At 63.2% G+C, this 17,121-nt stretch carries 19 protein-coding genes; 12 read left to right on the top strand and 7 right to left on the bottom strand.

Translation table 11 applies throughout. The annotated features are described in order from the left end of the window. Nucleotides 1–47 precede the first annotated feature (47 nt). Nucleotides 48–854, bottom strand: coding sequence for a DUF2076 domain-containing protein (locus GGQ67_RS06525; protein WP_183899368.1), 807 nt, complete (start codon nucleotides 852–854; stop codon nucleotides 48–50). Nucleotides 855–1,106: 252 nt separating this feature from the next. Between GGQ67_RS06525 and GGQ67_RS06520 the strand changes: the two genes are divergently transcribed. From GGQ67_RS06520 to leuA, 8 genes are all read left to right on the top strand, one after another. Next, entirely contained in the window at nucleotides 1,107–1,691 is a 585-nt protein-coding gene (locus GGQ67_RS06520) for an ATP-dependent Clp protease proteolytic subunit (RefSeq protein ID WP_183899367.1), read from the top strand. Between the two features lie 108 nt (nucleotides 1,692–1,799). Next, entirely contained in the window at nucleotides 1,800–2,216 is a 417-nt protein-coding gene (locus GGQ67_RS06515; RefSeq protein ID WP_210279544.1) for a very short patch repair endonuclease, read from the top strand. Between the two features lie 18 nt (nucleotides 2,217–2,234). Beyond that, on the top strand, nucleotides 2,235–3,416 hold the full coding sequence (locus GGQ67_RS06510) for a DNA cytosine methyltransferase (protein ID WP_183899366.1): 1,182 nt from the start codon (nucleotides 2,235–2,237) through the stop codon (nucleotides 3,414–3,416). After that, the gene (locus GGQ67_RS06505) at nucleotides 3,413–4,180 is read left to right on the top strand and encodes a GIY-YIG nuclease family protein (protein ID WP_183899365.1); all 768 of its coding nucleotides are present in this window, start codon (nucleotides 3,413–3,415) and stop codon (nucleotides 4,178–4,180) included. Before GGQ67_RS06510 ends, GGQ67_RS06505 begins: the two co-directional genes overlap by 4 nt. A 97-nt stretch (nucleotides 4,181–4,277) precedes the next feature. After that, nucleotides 4,278–5,456, top strand: coding sequence for a benzoate/H(+) symporter BenE family transporter (locus GGQ67_RS06500; RefSeq protein WP_183899364.1), 1,179 nt, complete (start codon nucleotides 4,278–4,280; stop codon nucleotides 5,454–5,456). 37 nt (nucleotides 5,457–5,493) lie between these two features. After that, on the top strand, nucleotides 5,494–5,763 hold the full coding sequence (locus GGQ67_RS06495; RefSeq protein WP_112980173.1) for a BrnT family toxin: 270 nt from the start codon (nucleotides 5,494–5,496) through the stop codon (nucleotides 5,761–5,763). Continuing rightward, on the top strand, nucleotides 5,744–5,983 hold the full coding sequence (gene brnA / locus GGQ67_RS06490; RefSeq protein ID WP_183899363.1) for a type II toxin-antitoxin system BrnA family antitoxin: 240 nt from the start codon (nucleotides 5,744–5,746) through the stop codon (nucleotides 5,981–5,983). The genes GGQ67_RS06495 and brnA overlap by 20 nt, the downstream gene beginning before the upstream one ends. Nucleotides 5,984–6,331: 348 nt before the next feature. Continuing rightward, the gene (leuA, locus tag GGQ67_RS06485) at nucleotides 6,332–8,041 is read left to right on the top strand and encodes a 2-isopropylmalate synthase (RefSeq protein WP_183899362.1); all 1,710 of its coding nucleotides are present in this window, start codon (nucleotides 6,332–6,334) and stop codon (nucleotides 8,039–8,041) included. Nucleotides 8,042–8,116: 75 nt separating this feature from the next. Here the strand turns inward: leuA and GGQ67_RS06480 are convergent, their stop codons facing one another. The 4 genes from GGQ67_RS06480 to GGQ67_RS06465 form a co-directional block, all read right to left on the bottom strand. Beyond that, nucleotides 8,117–8,962 (bottom strand): anti-sigma factor family protein, encoded by an 846-nt coding sequence (locus tag GGQ67_RS06480; protein WP_183899361.1) that lies wholly within the window; start codon nucleotides 8,960–8,962, stop codon nucleotides 8,117–8,119. A gap of 1 nt (nucleotide 8,963) precedes the next feature. After that, nucleotides 8,964–9,470 carry an RNA polymerase sigma factor gene (locus GGQ67_RS06475; RefSeq protein ID WP_183899360.1) on the bottom strand — a complete coding sequence of 169 codons (507 nt, stop codon included), beginning with the start codon at nucleotides 9,468–9,470 and terminating at the stop codon, nucleotides 8,964–8,966. A gap of 163 nt (nucleotides 9,471–9,633) precedes the next feature. Further along, nucleotides 9,634–10,176: a tetratricopeptide repeat protein gene (locus tag GGQ67_RS06470; protein WP_425503756.1), complete on the bottom strand. Its 543-nt coding sequence runs from the start codon at nucleotides 10,174–10,176 to the stop codon at nucleotides 9,634–9,636. A gap of 164 nt (nucleotides 10,177–10,340) precedes the next feature. Continuing rightward, nucleotides 10,341–11,249 (bottom strand): metallophosphoesterase family protein, encoded by a 909-nt coding sequence (locus GGQ67_RS06465; RefSeq protein ID WP_183899358.1) that lies wholly within the window; start codon nucleotides 11,247–11,249, stop codon nucleotides 10,341–10,343. A 122-nt stretch (nucleotides 11,250–11,371) separates the two neighbouring features. Between GGQ67_RS06465 and GGQ67_RS06460 the strand changes: the two genes are divergently transcribed. Further along, nucleotides 11,372–11,809, top strand: coding sequence for an NUDIX domain-containing protein (locus GGQ67_RS06460; protein ID WP_183899412.1), 438 nt, complete (start codon nucleotides 11,372–11,374; stop codon nucleotides 11,807–11,809). Nucleotides 11,810–11,830: 21 nt separating this feature from the next. Here GGQ67_RS06460 and GGQ67_RS06455 read toward each other — a convergent pair whose 3' ends face one another. Both GGQ67_RS06455 and GGQ67_RS06450 read right to left on the bottom strand, forming a co-directional pair. Beyond that, nucleotides 11,831–12,817, bottom strand: a complete 987-nt coding sequence (locus GGQ67_RS06455; RefSeq protein WP_183899357.1) for a glutathione S-transferase family protein — start codon at nucleotides 12,815–12,817, stop codon at nucleotides 11,831–11,833. A gap of 117 nt (nucleotides 12,818–12,934) precedes the next feature. Beyond that, nucleotides 12,935–13,825 (bottom strand): LysR family transcriptional regulator, encoded by an 891-nt coding sequence (locus GGQ67_RS06450; protein ID WP_183899356.1) that lies wholly within the window; start codon nucleotides 13,823–13,825, stop codon nucleotides 12,935–12,937. 95 nt (nucleotides 13,826–13,920) lie between these two features. On the opposite strand from GGQ67_RS06450, the gene GGQ67_RS06445 reads away from it, so the two are divergent. The 3 genes from GGQ67_RS06445 to GGQ67_RS06435 all read left to right on the top strand — a co-directional run bounded on the left by GGQ67_RS06445 (nucleotide 13,921) and on the right by GGQ67_RS06435 (nucleotide 17,121). Beyond that, nucleotides 13,921–15,024, top strand: a complete 1,104-nt coding sequence (locus GGQ67_RS06445; protein ID WP_183899355.1) for an aldo/keto reductase — start codon at nucleotides 13,921–13,923, stop codon at nucleotides 15,022–15,024. A gap of 211 nt (nucleotides 15,025–15,235) precedes the next feature. Continuing rightward, entirely contained in the window at nucleotides 15,236–15,736 is a 501-nt protein-coding gene (locus tag GGQ67_RS06440) for a GNAT family N-acetyltransferase (protein WP_183899354.1), read from the top strand. 71 nt (nucleotides 15,737–15,807) lie between these two features. Continuing rightward, on the top strand, nucleotides 15,808–17,121 hold the full coding sequence (locus GGQ67_RS06435; RefSeq protein WP_183899353.1) for an MFS transporter: 1,314 nt from the start codon (nucleotides 15,808–15,810) through the stop codon (nucleotides 17,119–17,121).

The following is a 17,121-nucleotide window of genomic DNA, read 5'->3' as shown; positions in this document are numbered from 1 at the left end:
CGGCCCGCGCGCTCACCGAAACTTGCCATAGGCATATCCTATCCAGGCTAGGCGCTGGAGCTGTCGTCGCCGCCGAAGTCGGACTGATCGTCGAAGCCGTCGTCGCTGTTGTCGTAATCGGCCTGCTGAAGACCGCTGTCGTCGTTGTCGCTGTTATCGGCGACCTGGCGCGTGGTGTCGGCGTCGCCGGAGGCCTGCTGGCCGCCGTCATTGTTATAATAGTTGTTGATGACGGTCTCTTCCGTGGGCGCGCTCGCGGGCGAGGCGCCGGAGCCGAGGCCGAGCGAGGCCATATGGTTGCCGCCGAAGATGCCGCTCAGCGAATTGGCAAGCAGCATGCCGCCGGCGACGCCGGCCGCGGTGCCGAGCGCGCCCTGCAGGAAGCTGCCGCCGGCCGATGGCGACGACATCTGCGGGTTCCAGGGGCCGGAAGGTTGTTGCTGCATGCGCGGGGCGGTGTCGAAGCCCTGGTTCTCGCGGATCTGCTGGCGCGGGGCGCTGCCCCAGGGGCCAGACACGCCTTCCGTCGGCGTTGTCTGTTGCCGTTGCTGCGGCGGCTGGCTGCCGCCGAAGATCGAGGAGAGAAAGCCGCCGCCTTGCTCGGCCTTGTGGCTGTCGCTCTGGTCCGCCTCCAGCTGGCGGACGCGGTCCTCCAGCTTCCTGATCCTGTCGGCGGCGGCCTCGAGGCCTTTTTCCTGCACGATCACGGCCTGGGCCAGATAATAGGCTGAATAGGGCTGCTCGCGGGTGTTTTGATCGACCAGCTGTTCGGCCTCGCGGTCACGCGGGGTCGAGGCGGCGGTGCGGACGCGCTCGAAAAGGGCGGTCAGGAGTTGGCGTTCTTCGGGTGACATCGGCTGTCTCCTTTGCTGCGTGCTCGCATGCGGTTCCTGGGGGTGGGTCCGCATGGACGCTTGAGAAGGACGTAGGTGCGGATTGAGACTTTTCAAAGCCTCGACGGGTTACATTTCAGTAAGCCCGGCCCGCGAACATCCGGGCCTAAACCATATCTTCACCCGTTCCGTGGCTTGTCTTTTTCACGCATTGTTTTACGCATTGAGTCGCACTATGTGCGGGGAACCCGAATTTACGTGAGAGAGGTTCGAATGAACGACGAAGACCAGGACGACAAGACGAAGGAACTGCCGCTCGGCAAGGAAACGGAGGCGAACCTTTTCAAGTCGCGTTCCATCTTCATCTATGGACCGATCAACCAGGAACTGGCGCAGAAGGTCTGCTCGCAGCTCGTGGCGCTTGCCGCGGCCAGCGACGAGGACATCCGCATCTACGTCAATTCGCCCGGCGGCCACGTCGAGTCCGGCGATTCGATCCACGACATGATCAAGTTCATCAAGCCGAAGGTCTGGATGATCGGAACCGGCTGGGTCGCTTCGGCCGGCGCGCTGATCTACGTCGCCGCGCCCAAGGAGCAGCGCCTTTGCCTGCCCAACACCCGCTTCCTGCTGCACCAACCCTCGGGCGGCACGCGCGGCATGGCGTCCGACATCGAGATCCAGGCACGCGAGATCATCAAGATGAACGAGCGCCTCAACAAGATCATGTCCGCCGCCACCGGCCAGCCCTACGAGAAGATCGCAGCCGACACCGACCGCGACTACTGGCTCTCGGCCGAGGAAGCCAAGGCCTACGGCCTGGTCTCGCGCATCGTGACGTCGCAGAGCGAAATCTGATCGAACAAGACGAAGCGCCCTCGGCTGCCGGATGGTGGGCGAGGGCGCTTTTTTTGTTTTTGAGGGGGCATCGCGCTATGTCATGTCCGAGGTCGCCGAGGAATAGCCATGGTGGATACACTCTCGCCGGTTGCCCGAAGTGAACGTATGGCGCGGGTTCGCGGCAAGAATACAAAGCCGGAAATGGCTGTCCGTAGCATGTTGCATAACATGGGGTACCGATACAGGTTGCACCACGCGGACCTGCCCGGGCGACCTGATATCGTCTTTGGAAAACGTCGCAAGGCCATTTTCGTCCATGGTTGCTTCTGGCATCGTCATGACGATCCGGAATGCAGACTCGCGCGGCTCCCGAAAACCCGTCTTGACTTTTGGGTGCCCAAGCTGACGGCGAACGCCGAACGTGATGTTCGCAATCAGGAAGCTTTACGGACGGCCGGATGGAAAGTCTTGGTTGTCTGGGAATGCGAACTACGATATGTGGAACAATTAAAGAACAAACTTCGACTTTTTCTAGATGACTAAACTATCCTTGGGGACAACATGAAAGCGATCGAGCTTTTCGCTGGGGCCGGCGGACTGGGTATGGGCGTCAGCAATGCTGGGTTCACTCCGCAGGCGGTGGTCGAGTGGGATCGCTGGTGCTGTGACACCATTCGCGAAAACCGCCGGGACGGACTAGGCTGGATGGGCAAGTGGCCCGAGCCGACGGAAGGCGATGTTCGCGGTGTGGATTTCCGTTCCTTCGAGGGACGGATCGATCTTGTTGCCGGCGGTCCGCCTTGTCAGCCGTTTTCGCTCGGCGGCAAACATCGCGCGCATGCGGACAAGCGTGACATGTGGCCTGAAGCTGTTCGCGTTCTGCGCGAAACCAAGCCAAAGGCATTTGTCTTCGAGAACGTTAAAGGGCTGACGCGCGAGAGCTTCGCGACATATTTTTCATATATTTTCCTTCAGATGCAGTATCCCGAGCTCGTCGCTATGGGAGACGAAGATTGGCCAGGTCATTTACGGCGCCTGGAGCAACACCATACCGGTCACCGTGGGTCGCATGGATTGGAATACCGTGTCATCCATCGGGTCCTCAATGCGGCTAATTTTGGCGTGCCGCAGCGCCGCGAGCGCGTGGTCTTTGTTGGCTTCAGAAGTGATCTGGACATTGAGTGGGCGTTTCCGCGTGAGACGCACTCGCTTGACGCACTGCTTTGGGATCAAACGCGTGGCACGTATTGGGAACGCCACGAAGTTGGTAAGGCTCACAGAAACCTAGTGGGGCGCCTTGGTGACCGCGCGGCCAAGCTCGCCGATCAACCCTCGGCCTTGGCATGGCGGACGACTCGTGACGCTATCGGCGATCTTCCAGACCCCGAACTCGCCCCTCACAAGTCCGCTCGATACGATAATCACCGATATCAGGCGGGAGCGCGGTCTTACCCGGGACACACGGGAAGCCCGCTTGATGAGCCCGCGAAGACGCTGAAAGCCGGGGTCCACGGGGTGCCCGGTGGAGAGAACATGTTGCTGCGGCCTGACGGTAGTGTTCGATATTTTTCGGTACGCGAGAGTGCCCGGCTGCAGACATTTCCGGACGATTTCCGCTTTCATGGCTCTTGGTCGGAGACGATGCGGCAGCTTGGCAATGCCGTGCCGGTCGAACTTGCGAGTGTCATCGCGCGCAGTGTTAAGCGTCATCTAGCATTTGGAGCAGCGGACTTCGTACAATGACAGGTTATGTTGAGTTCGAGTTCGATCTTCCTGGTGCGCTCCTGAGCCGATTGATAACCATCCTTGATGATCTGCAGCCTGCACCTTTGAATGCGGCCAATCTCTCAAACGTTCCCGAAGAGCAGGGCGTATACCAACTCTTCCTTGACGATCGGCTTGTCTACGTCGGAAAGACGGACGCGGAAGCGGGATTGCATAAGAGGCTAACGCGCCATGCGCGCAAGGTGATGTATCGGGTGGGGCTTGATCCGATGCGCGTAAGCTTCAAAGCGGTACGCATTTTTGTCTTTACCGCCATGGATTTGGAATCTGACTTGATCCGTCACTATGGCGGCGTCAAAGCGATTGATTGGAACGGGAGCGGATTTGGGTCCAACGACCCGGGTCGTGAACGGGATACCACAAAGATTGATCTTGGTAATTATGACGCCAAGTTCCCAATAGATATCGATCGAGAGGTGGCGTACGCGATCGATGCCGGAGAAATGGCGGCCGATGCGCTTGCGCGGTTGAAAGAAGCCCTCCCATATACATTTCGTTTTGAAAGCAAAGGTGGCCGGAGTCGCAAGCCGCATCCGGATACTGAATTAACTCCGCTCGCGGCACTCACAGGCCCCGTAACCCCTCGCGAAGCGATCCGTCATATCGTTGCATCGCTACCGAAAGGATGGCAGGCAACGGCTTTGCCGGGTTACATCATAATGTACCGCGAGGCGCCACGCACTTATCCGCATGGCGAGGTTATTGCAGTGAGTGGCGATTAAGCCAGGCCAATCGGCGCAATCTTCCATCCATCTGGCCTTGCGCCGAGGTTTACGATACGGCTGCATGACGCGTCATCCTCGCCCCCGAGACCTTCTCATGCTTAAAGACTTCTCCGTGCAGGCCCTGTTCATGGGCGTTCTCACCGCTTTCGTCGGTTTCGCCAGTTCGTTCGCCGTCGTGCTGCACGGGTTGCAGGCGGTGGGGGCGAGCGAGGCTCAGGCGGCTTCGGGGTTGATGGCGTTGTCGGTCGCGCTCGGGATTTGCGCCATCGTGCTCAGCGCCACGTCGCGGCTGCCGATCAGCATGGCCTGGTCGACGCCGGGGGGCGCGCTTCTGGCTTCGACCGGGGTGGTCGAGGGCGGGTTCAATGCCGCGGTCGGGGCCTTCATCGTCTGCGCGCTTCTGATCGTCATAGCCGGGCTGTTTCGGCCGCTCGGGCGGGCGGTGGCGGCCATTCCGGCGCCGCTGGCCAATGCGATGCTGGCAGGCGTGCTGATCGGGCTCTGCTTCGCGCCGGTCAAGGCGATCGGGTTCAATCCGCTGCTCGGGCTGCCGATCGTGCTTGCCTGGATCGTCGTCGGCGCGTTCAAGCGCCTGTGGGCGGTGCCGGCGGCGCTGGCGGCCTTCGTGCTGGTCGTGGTCTTCGGCGTCGATGTGCCCGAGGGCGCGCTCGATACGGTTCGCCAGTCGCTGGTGCCGACGGTCGCGTTCGTCATGCCGGTTTTCAACGTGCCTGCCTTCGTGTCGATCGCGCTGCCGCTCTTCATCGTCACCATGGCCTCGCAGAACATTCCAGGGATCGCGGTGATGAAGGTCAATGGCTATGAGACCAAGCCCGGTCCGCTCTTTGCCTCGACCGGTTTCTTCTCGCTGCTCTCGGCGCCCTTCGGTGGCCATGCCGTCAATCTGGCGGCGATCACGGCTGCGATGTGCGCCGGGCCGGACGCCCATCCCGATCCTAAGCGGCGCTACTGGGCGGTCATCGTCTGCGGCGTCTGCTATCTGATCCTCGGGCCGCTCGCGGGTGCCGTGACCGCATCGGTGGCGCTCGCTCCGCCGATCCTGATCCAGGCGGTGGCGGGGCTGGCGCTGGTCGGCGCCTTCTCCGGCTCCGCCATGGCCGCCTTCCAGGCGCCCGATACGCGGGAAGCGGCTGCGATCACCTTTCTGGTCACCGCGTCCGGCGTCTCCTTCGGCGGCATCTCCGGCGCCTTCTGGGGGCTGCTGGCCGGTGGGCTGATGATGGCGTTGCAGCGATTTGTGAAATCGAGGTAGCATATCGGGAGTTGCAAACTCTCAACGAGGCTCGGAAATGGAATTTGAATTCGATCCGGGCAAGAGCGCCAGCAACAAGGACAAGCACGGTATCGATTTCATTGAGGCGCAGGCCCTTTGGGGGTATAGTCGCTACCTAAGCGTTCCGGCAAAATCGTCCAACGAGCCGCGCTTCGCCTTGATCGGTAAAATCGGCGGCAAGCACTGGGTTGCGTTTTATACCTTGCGCGGGAGCGTCGTCAGAATCATTTCGGTACGGCGCGCGCGGCACATGGAGAAGCAGCTTTATGAAGACCATTTCGGCTGAAGAACTCGACAAGAAATTCGACGACGGCGAAGATATCAGCGAATATCTCGACTGGTCGAAGGCGCGCGGACCCGGCCAGGAACTGACGGCTGTTGCCTTCGATCTGACAGTCGGCGAATTGCGCGTACTGGATACCGAAGCGAAGCGGCTCGGGGTGTCGCGGCAGGATTTGCTTCAGCTTTGGATCGCCGAGCGTCTTTCGTCCGTCGGACAGCGCTGACTTCGTGCAGCTGGCAAAAACATGGGCAGGCACTTGCCAGTTTTTCGCGCGGCGGCTATACAGACCGGCATGAAGAGCACGGGCAGCATGATTTCTGAGCGGATTGTACGCGGGCGTATCGCCCTGCGCGACAATACGCGAGCCCTGACCTCGCTTCTTCTCCTCGGCCTTACGCGCGGTTGCCGGGTCCGTTGAGGAGCGCCCGGCGGCCCAAAGCCTGCCGGCCATAGCTCCTCTTCACATATCCCAAAAATCGATCAACCGGACGCCTTGCGCCGGATTCGTCATCGCCAACAGGCAGGCCATGCGCTATGACGCGGCCAGATGACGGGAATAGGAAGAGAAGACATGGACACGAAGACCCGCTCCCACGGCATGCCTGACGCGGCGATGAAGTATCGCCCTTATCCGCAGGTCAACATCCCCGATCGCACATGGCCGACCAAGACGCTGACCAAGGCGCCGATCTGGTGCTCGGTGGACCTGCGCGACGGCAACCAGGCTCTGGTCGACCCGATGGGTCACGACCGCAAGGCGCGGATGTTCCAGCTGCTCATCGACATGGGCTTCAAGGAAATCGAGATCGGCTTCCCGTCGGCCTCGCAGACCGATTTCGACTTCGCGCGCTGGTGTGTCGAGGAGGGCAACGTTCCCGACGACGTGTCGCTGCAGGTCCTGGTGCAGTGCCGTCCCGAGCTGATCACGCGCACCTTCGAGGCCTTGCAGGGCGCCAACAAGCCGATCGTTCACTTCTACAACTCCACCAGCGAGCTGCAGCGGCGCGTGGTGTTCGCCAAGGACGTCAACGGCATCAAGCAGATCGCGGTCGACGCGGCGAAGATGATCTCCGACATGGCGGCAAAGGCCGGTGGCGGCTATCGCTTCGAATATTCGCCGGAGAGCTTCACCGGCACCGAACTCGACGTGGCGCTGGAGATCTGCAACGCGGTCATCGAGGTGATGAAGCCGACGCCCGACAACAAGCTGATCATCAACCTGCCTTCGACCGTCGAAATGGCGACGCCGAACGTCTATGCCGACCAGATCGAGTGGATGTGCCGGAATCTCGACAACCGCGAGAACCTGATCATCTCGCTGCATCCGCATAACGACCGCGGTACCGGCATCGCCGCCGCCGAGCTGGCGCTCTTGGCGGGCGCCGATCGTGTCGAGGGCACGCTGTTCGGCAATGGCGAGCGCACCGGCAATGTCGACGTCGTGACGATGGCGCTCAACATGTTCACTCAGGGTGTGGATCCAGAAATCGACTGCTCGGATATCGTGCGCATGAAGGACGTGTTCGAATATTCCAACCAGATGCCGATCGGCGAGCGCCACCCTTACGTCGGCGAACTGGTTTACACGGCGTTTTCCGGATCGCACCAGGATGCGATCAACAAGGGCATGAAGGCGATCAAGGTCGCCAACCACCCGGTCTGGGAAGTGCCGTATCTGCCGATCGATCCGCAGGATGTCGGCCGCAGCTACGAGGCGATCATCCGCATCAACTCGCAGTCCGGCAAGGGCGGCATCGCCTATATCCTGCAGCAGGATTACGGCCTCAACCTGCCGCGCAACCTGCAGGTGGAGTATCGCGAGGAAATCCAGCGGATCACCGACGAAGAGGGCAAGGAACTGCCGTCGAAGCGGATCTACGACCACTTCATCGAGCGCTACGTGACGCAGCCGAAGGGCCGCATCAAGTTCGTCGATCACCAGACCTTCGCCGATCCCGAGCGCCGTGGCGTTCGCGTCGTTTCCGCCGAGATCACCGACAATGGCGTGACGAAGACGATCGAGGGACGCGGCAACGGCCCGATCGACGGCTTCATCAATGCGCTCTCGGAGTATCTCGGCGTCGAAATGGCGGTGCAGGATTATTCCGAGCACTCGCTGCAGCACGGTTCGAACGCCTCGGCGATCTCCTACGTCGAGACGTCCTATCCCGGCGGCAAGCTGTTCGGCGCCGGCATCAGCACCAATATCGTCGGCGCGTCGCTGGAAGCGATCGTCTCGGCGGCGAACCGGGTGCTCGAGGTGAAGGCCGGCAAGGCCTGATCCTAGGGCATGGAATCATGAAGCGGGCGTCGCATGCGGCGCCCGCTTTTTCATGCGCGCTCTATATCTGATGCTTTAAATCGCGGTGGCGATCTGCATGGCGAGCTGGCTGAGGGATGCGTCGGAGGAGGGGCCGATCAGCATGTAGGAGGTACCGGCATTGTGCCAGGTGACCAGGCCGATCTCATCGCGGATGGTTTCCTTGAAATCCTCGGTATCGTCGGACTGGTTGTCCTTGCGGAAGGCGATGGTCGCCAGATCGCCGTCGTTGCTGGTGTAGATCAGCTGACCGACCGGGCGGTTGCCGGCGAGCGTCACGCGTGCGCCCTGGAAGGTCCATCCCTCGGCCACCAGATCGGGGACGCGGAAGGCGACGCCGACGGACGTCGTCAGCCAGGTGGAGATTTCCTCCGGCTGCGTGGCCGGGACTTCGAAGATATGGCGCGGCTGGCGGGCGAGCAGCCTCTGGTTGGCCAGCATGTCGCCCAGCCACTCCGTGGCGTCGTTGGCCTGCTGGGCGGCATCGACGGCCTGCGCCGTCTGCGCGGCGGTCTGGCCGGTGCCGACGATATAGCCGATGCCGCAGCCGGCGATGAGGAGCACGATGGCGCCGACCAGCGCCTGGAGACCCGTCGGCGCGAATTTGAACGGCTGGCGCGAAACGCGCGGCGCGACGGCCGCCTTGGGCGGCTGCACGCTCTTGATCGAGCGCACCAGCGCCAGCGGAACCGGCTCCTTCAGGATGTCGTCGAGCCGGCGCTTGCCGAAATCGGCTCCGTGGCGCAGCTTGTCGAATATCCGCCGCGCGCCGTCGTCGGTCGCCAGGCGCTGTTCCAGCTCATGCTTCTGCTCGGGCGTCGTCTCGCCGTCGAGGAGGGCGGTCAGCTGGGCGTCGAGCGGCAGTTTCTTGAAATCGGGCAAATCAGAACCTGTGGGAGTGGTCGTCGGCGAGGCTGGCGAAGTGCATTTTCGCCTGCGCCAGCTGCGACATGATGAGGGTGGGGGCGACGCCCATGATGTCGCCGGCCTGCTGGTAGCCATGCCCTTCGATCGAAACCAGCAGGAAGGCGCTGGCGATGCCATCGGGCATGTCCGATATCATCCGGTGGATCGCGTCGGAATCGACGATGGCGGCGCGGTCGCGCGTGGCCGTGCGAATGTCGGTGACGTTGGTCTTGTTGACGGCGTGCGGCCTGCGCTTGCGGTGATCCTCGGCCCATTGCTGGCGCATCAGCGTGTAGACCCAGCTGTCGAGCCGGCCTTCGCCCTGCCACTGGCTGCTCTTGGCGATCGCGCGCTGACAGGCGACCTGGACGAGTTCGTCGGCGCCCGCCGCATCACCCGCGAGCGTCATCGCGAACCGCCGCAACCGAGGCAGAAGCCCCACGAGATCGCGTCTGATATCGATGGTCGTCACAGGTTGACGCATGGTTTTCCCAAGATGAATGCCGGGTATCGTAAGCCTTTACCCGGCGCAGGTGCGAATTATATCTTCTCTGTGTCCTTTATGAAACAAGTCGCCGCTGCTTCGCAAGCAAAAGGCCGCTTATCTCACGGGTTCCCAAAGCTTTTTTCCGGGTGAACCGGCAGGCTCAATAGGTTCTGTAGCCGTTGAGCGACTGGAGGAGAGAGCGATAGGCCCAGCTGTTCTCGCCGCCACGGTCGCGGATCTCGACGAGCTGCACGCGCGCGCCCTCGACATCACCCTGTTCCATCAAAGCCTGGCCCATATATGACCGCGCGAGAATATAATTCTCGTCCGCCTGCAGGGCCTTGCGATAATAGGACATCCCAAGCTCCATCCGGCCGGCCTTGCGGTTGGCGTAGCCGAGGTAATTCAGGACGCGCGGATCATCCTGGTTACGGGCGAGCTTCAGCACCTTGATGGCGGTGTCGTACTGGCCTGCATAGGCGAATTCGCGGGCGGCCCTGTAGAGATCGTCGTCGTTGAAGCTCTGCTTGTTCGGCGTGACGCATTCCTTCTTCTTCTTGTCCCAGACCTTGCCGCCGGTGCACTTCGTCGTGGTTTCGGTCTTCGGCGGCGGCTTGGTTTCGTCGGTCTCCTCGCCGGCGGCGAAGGCCGGGGCCGAGAAGCTCAGCGCGAGGCAGCCGGCGAGCGCCAGGCCGCGCAGCATGGGGATCGTGGATGGCATGCGACATCTCCTGGTATGGATCGCTAATATAGCGAGTGTACGCCTAGATCCGGAAATACCAAGAGGCGACGGGGTCCGATCGGTGGTTTTTCGCCCGTCTTCGCGCGGTGATTCAACTTGCCGCGAAACTGATTCCGGAAACGCCGCTAAAGCCTGAAGATATCGACGCTTTCCGGGTCGATGTCGTCGCCCGAGGGGCTGAGGCTGAAACGTTCGCCCTTCAGGCTCCAGGCGCCGGGGGAGCCGTCGATGCTGAAAAGATTGTAGGCGGCGGGCGGCTTGGAGCCGCCGGGCCCCTGCGAGCCGGAGGCGATGCCGACGACCGGGACCGGTCCCGTCTGGCCGCGCAACCAGTGCACCGTGTTGAGATGCGTGTGGCCATGCAGCACGAGTTCGGCGCCGCCGGTGGAGATGACGGCCGCGAAACGTCTAATGCCGATCATGCGCTTGTGGAAGGAGGTGGCGCCACGGATCGGCGGATGGTGGATCATGACGACGCGAAACAGCCCGGCTTCGCCGGCGGCGCGCAGCATGTTCACGGTCTCGCGGGCCTGTCTTTCGCCGAAGAAGCCGCTGGCGGCGAAGGGCGGGGTCGCCACCGCCGTCGAGCAGCCGACGATCGCCACTTTGCCGCGAATGCGCAGATAGGGGAATATGTGCTTGTTTTCCTGCCATTCGGCGGGGGCGAGGTCGCCGCAGACGTTATGATACCACGCCCGCATCGACTTTTCGTAGGCGCCGGGCACATAGGCATCGTGATTGCCGGGAACGACGGAGTAATCCCTGGGATCGCCGAGTTCGCGCAGCCAGCCGGCCGCGGCGCGGATCTCGAGGCCGCTCGCGAGATTGACGAGATCGCCCGTGATCGCCAGGTGATCCGGCTGCCTTTCGCGGATATCGTCGAGCAGGAGATCCAGCGTGCCGCCGAAAAGGTGCTTGCGCCGATTGCGATGCCAGTTCACAAAGCCGGTGATACGCTTGGAAAAGAGTTCGCGGAACGAGAGATGGGGCAGCGGGCCGAGATGGATGTCTGAGATGTGCGCGAGCTTGAACATGGGTGCACACATAGCTCACGGCCGCCGTATTTCAAACACATCTCCTCGCACATCTGCTTGAACGGATTGATGGAATTGGAAGACGCGTGAAAGAAATCCGCCATTGGCAATCGCGCCTCATGATGCGCGTGGTCCATTTTTACTTCGCCTGGGCGCGTGGAATGACCATGGGCGTGCGCGCCGCATGCTTCGATGACAGGGGCTACGTGTTTCTCGTGCGGCACAGCTACGTGCCCGGATGGCACATGCCGGGCGGCGGCATCGAACGCAACGAGACGGCCGAGGACGCGCTGGTCAAGGAACTGCGCGAGGAGGGCAATCTGGTGATTGTCGGACGGCCGGCGCTCGTGCAGGTCTACTTCAACAAGGCGGCGACCCGGCGCGACCATGTGGTGTTCTACCGCGCCAATGTGCGGCAGACGGCACCGAGGGCGCCTGACCGCGAGATCGTCGAATGCGGTTTCTTCGCGCTCGACGCGCTCCCTGAGGGAACGACGGCGTCGACCCGCCGCCGTCTTGCCGAAGTCGCGGGCGAGCAGCAGCCCGACCAGGTTTGGTAGATCGGACCGGATTGCCTTTGCTTAGGCAGCGGCGCGTTCGCCGCGGCCGTGCGGGCGGTCGAGATCCAGCGCCGGGCCCACGGGGACGATACCCGTCGGGTTGATCGTCTTGTGGCTGCGGTAGTAGTGATCCTTGATGTGACGGAAGTCGACCGTCTCCTTGATATCAGGCGTCTGGTAGAGATCGCGCAGATAGGCCGAGAGGTTCGGATAATCGGCGATGCGGCGGATATTGCACTTGAAGTGGCCGACATAGACAGGGTCGAAGCGCACCAGCGTGGTGAAAAGCCGCCAGTCGGCCTCGGTCAGCCGGTCGCCGAACAGATAGCGGCCCTTGCCGAGGCGATCTTCCAGCATGTCGAGCGTTTCGAAGAGCGTGACCACGCTTTGCGAATAGGCGTCCTGCGTGGTGGCGAAGCCGGCCTTGTAGACGCCGTTGTTGACGGTGTCGTAGACCAGCGCGTTCAGGTCGTCGATCTCGCCGCGCAGGTCTTGCGGGTAGAAATCGGCGGTCGAGCCGGTCAGCGCGTCGAAGGCGCTGTTGAACATGCGGATGATCTCGGCCGACTCGTTGCTGACGATGGTGTCGGTCTTCCTGTCCCACAGAACGGGCACGGTGACGCGGCCGGAATAATGCGGATCGGCCTTCACGTAGATGTCGGAGAGCGCCTTGGCGCCGAAGAGCGGATCGCCGGTGGCGCCGTCGCCGACATTGAATTCCCAGCCTTTTTCCAGCATCAGCGGATCGACGACGGAAACCGTGATCAGGTCCTGCAGCCGTTTCAGCTTGCGGAAAATCAGCGTGCGGTGCGCCCAGGGACAGGCAAGCGATACGTAGAGATGATAGCGCCCGGCCTCGGCCTTGAAGCCTGCCTTGCCCGACGGACCGGCGCCGCCATCCGGCGTGATCCAGTTGCGGAACTGCGAGGCGGCTCGCTTGAAGTGACCCTTGGTCTCCTTCGTATCGTACCAGACGTCCTGCCACACGCCGTCGACCAGCATACCCATGGTGTCTACTCCTTCGATCCTTCGTTGCCCTTGTAGATATCGCGTCCGGGCCGATTTTGCAGTGGGACAATGATTGAACAGTGCGTCACGCGCCGATTGGGCGGCGCTCCGCGACTGCTACTTGACGCTCAAGGCCGCGATCAGCGCGCGCAGTGCCGGCGGCGACTGGCGGCGGCTCGGGTGATAGAGGTGGAAGCCCGGGAAGGGCGGGCACCAGTCGTCGAGCACCTGCACCAGCGCACCGGAGGCAATCTCGTCGGCGACGTCGTGCTCCATCAGATAACCGAGCCCGACGCCTTCTCGCACGGCTGCTGCCGGAAGCTCGCCGTCGTTGACGACGAGCGGGCCGCTGGTGCGGATCTTGATCTCCTTGCCGTCCTTTTCGAACTCCCAGGGGAGCAGCCCGCCGGAGGTCGTCAGGCGGTAGCCGATGCAGGCGTGGCGCTCGAGATCATAGGGCGTCTCGGGTGGCGGGATGCGGGCGAAATAGGCGGGCGTGCCGACCACGACGGTGCGCAATTCCGGCCCCACGCGCACCGCGATCATATCCTTGTCCACCGTTTCCCCGAGGCGGATGCCGGCGTCGAAGCCCGAGGTTACGATATCCGTCAGCCCGTCCTCGATGATCACCTCGACGCGGATATCGGGGTGGGCGAGCAGGAAGGCCGGAAGTTTCGGCACCAGCACCATCCTGGCGGCATAGGCGAAGGTGGTGATGCGGACCGTGCCGGAGGGGTTGTCGCGCCATTCGGCCAGCGCTTCCAATCCGCCTTCGATATCCGAAAGCGCGGGGTTGAGCGATTGCAGAAGCCGCTCTCCGGCCTCGGTCGGCGCCACGCTGCGGGTGGTGCGGGCAAGCAGGCGGACGCCAAGCCGCTCCTCCAGCGCGCGCATCGCGTGGCTGAGCGCCGAAGGCGACATGCCGAGGACTGCTGCCGCGCGCGTAAAACTGCGCTCGCGGGCGACGGCGGCGAAGGCGAGGAGATCGTTGAGTGTTCCGCGTTCCATTGCTGCAATCTGCTCACAAGTTCATGCGGCCGGCAACCGCTAATCCCCAGGCTCGTGCCGGCCTAGATGGTGGGGTGTGAACAAGGAGCACGGATATGGACCTTACCAGTTATCGCACCCTCGGCCGTTCGGGACTGATCGTCAGCCCGCTGGCGCTCGGAACCATGACCTTCGGCGCCGGGCGATGGGGCGCCAACGAGCAGACCTCGCGGGCGCTGTTCGACGCCTATGTCGATGCCGGCGGCAATTTCATCGATACGGCCGACATCTATTCGGCGGGGCAGAGCGAGGAGATGCTCGGCACGTTCCTGGCCGATAGCGGACGGCGCGACCGGCTGGTGATTGCCACCAAGTCGGGATTTCCGCGCGGCGCGGGCACGCCGCTCTGGGGCGGCAACGGGGCGAAGAACATCCGCCTCGGCATCGAGGGATCGCTGAAGCGGCTGCGCACCGACTATATCGACATGTACTGGATGCATGTCTGGGACCAGACGACGCCAGCCGATGAAGTCCTGCAGACGCTTGCCGATGCCGTGCGGGCCGGCAAGATCCTGCATTACGGATTCTCCAACACGCCGGCCTGGTACGTGGCGCGGATCGCGACGCTGGCCGAGGCGCACGGGCTGCCGAAGCCGATCGGCCTGCAATACGCCTATTCGCTGATCGATCGCGGCGTCGAGCTCGATCTCATGCCTGCCGGCGCCGAGTTCGGTCTTGGCATGGTGCCCTGGAGCCCGCTTGCGGCGGGCCTGCTGACGGGGAAATACGGTCGCGAAATGCTGGCCGAGGCCGGGCGCGCCACGGCCTTGCCCGACAAAACCTCGGAGACATCGGAGAGCGGCAGCGACGGCCGGCTGAACGGCGAGAACCCGTTCGGCGGCATGCTGTTTACCGAGCGCAATTTCGATGTGGTTGATGTGGTCACCTCGGTCGCGGCGGAGATTGGCCGCTCGGCGGCCGAGGTGGCGCTTGCCTGGGTGGCGCGGCGCGGCGGTGTCTCGTCGGTCCTGATCGGCGCCAGCCGGGTGGAGCAACTGCGGCAGAACATCGCTTCGCTGGATGTTGATCTCGACGAGGCGATGCTGGAGCGGCTGGAGCAGGCAAGCGCGCTGCCGCTGCTCAACCCCTATTTCATCTTCCAGATGCCGACCAGCCGGCTGTTCGGCGGCCAGACGGTCGAGCGCTGGCCGAGGGGGTGATTTCAGCCGCCATCGCCGTTTCGGCGGCGGTGGCCTCCTGCGTGACGTTTTCCCGTAGACGACCGATTTTTTTCCTGCTATCGGCCTTTCCACGATTTCAGGAACCCGATTGATGTCCGCATACAGAACCCTGCGACGACGCTGATGCTCCCGAACGCCCAAGGGCGTGTTCGAGAACCCATCATTCTGTCTATCCGGTTTCTGTCTCTTCATGCACAAGCACGATCTGGTCTACCTCACTGAGGACGCGTCGCACGACGCCGCTATCGAACACATCAACGAAGAAGCATTCGGCCCAGGCCGGCACACGCGTGCCGCCGCCCGCATCCGCGAGCAGGGGCCGCATGATCTCGCGCTGTCCTTCATCTGCGCCGATGACGGCGAGACGATCGCGTCGGTGCGGATGACGCCCGTCATGGCCGGCGACGTGCCCGGCCATCTGCTCGGCCCGCTCGCCGTTCGCCCCTCGCACAAGAACCGCGGCATCGGCCGGGAACTGGTGCGGATCGCGGTGGAAGCGGCCAAGCGCAAGGGGTCGCAAGCCGTCATCCTCGTCGGCGATCCGCCCTATTACGGGCCGCTCGGCTTCGAGAAGGTGGCCTATAACGCGCTGACCTTTCCGGGACCGGTCGATCCGGGCCGGGTGCTGGTGGTGCCGCTCGGCGCGGACGTGCATGGCCGGCTGAAGGGCACGATCGGCTGGCGCGGATAGGCCATCTGTTCTATTGAGCTATGACAGGGTCGCCGGTTTTGGTGATCTTTCAGATGCTTGAGGGGGAAGGCATGGGTCGCATTTCAATCGACGAGGCGCTCGATCACGCCGGGACCGGACCGTTCCAGCGGCGGCTTCTCGGCATTTTCGGTCTCGTCTGGACGGCGGATGCGATGCAGGTGCTGGCGGTCGGCTTCACCGCCGCGTCGATCGCCGCGAGTTTCGGGCTGACGGTGCCGCAGGCGCTGCAGACGGGCACGCTGTTCTTCCTTGGGATGCTGATCGGCGCCTACGCCTTCGGCCGTCTGGCCGACAGGGTGGGGCGGCGCAACGTGCTGCTGCTGACGGTCGCCTGCGACGCGGTGTTCGGGGCGCTTTCGGTTTTCGCGCCGAGTTTCACCATCCTGCTCGCTCTCAGGTTTCTCACCGGCGTGGCCGTCGGCGGCACGCTGCCGGTCGATTATGCGATGATGGCGGAATTCCTGCCGTCGAAAAGCCGTGGCCGCTGGCTGGTGGCGCTTGAGGGGTTCTGGGCGATCGGAACGCTGATCGTGGCGCTTGCGGCATGGGCGGCCAGCGTCGCCGGGGTCCAGGATGCGTGGCGCTACATCTTCGCGGTGACGGCGCTGCCTGCCATCCTTGGGCTCGGCCTGCGGCTGTTCGTGCCGGAATCGCCGCTCTATCTGCTGCGCGGCGGTCGCGGCGAGGAAGCGAAGACGACGATCAACCGGGTGCTGGTGGCCAACGGCAAGCCCGCGCTTGAAGCGGGCGACGAGCTGGTTTCACCACCGCATGCCGCATCCGAAGGGGTGTTTTCCGGCGCGCTTCGCCGCCGCACGGTGATGATCCTGGTGATCTGGTTCCTGGTGTCGGTCTCCTATTACGGCGTCTTCACCTGGATGCCGGCGAAGCTCGCGGGCGATGGCTTCGGCTTCGTCCGGGGCTACGGCTTCCTTGTTTTCGTGGCGCTGGCGCAGATCCCCGGCTACGCGCTCGCGGCCTATGGCGTCGAGGCCTGGGGCCGCAAGCCGACGCTGATCGGCTTCTGCCTGCTGTCGGCGGCGGGGTGCCTGCTGTTCGTCGTTTCCGGGGTCGATATCATGGTCGGCGCGTCGCTTCTGATCATGAGCTTCGCGCTGCTTGGGACATGGGGCGCGCTCTACGCCTATACGCCGGAACTCTACCCGACCGCGGTGCGGGCGACCGGCATGGGCACGGCGGGCGCCGTCGCGCGGCTCGGCGGACTTCTCGCGCCATCGCTGATGGCGCTGGTCGTTTCCGAAGGGCTCGGGGTTGCGATCGGCCTCTTCGCCGGCTTCCTCGTCGTCTCGGCGCTGGCGGCGTTGGCGATCGATTCAGAGACCCGTCAGGCGTCGATCGCCTGA

It is taken from the genome of Rhizobium metallidurans (assembly GCF_014196505.1).
GTDB lineage: Bacteria > Pseudomonadota > Alphaproteobacteria > Rhizobiales > Rhizobiaceae > Rhizobium > Rhizobium metallidurans.
The sequence above is the reverse complement of the archived record's forward strand: the minus strand, read 5'-3'. Positions and strand labels throughout refer to the sequence as shown.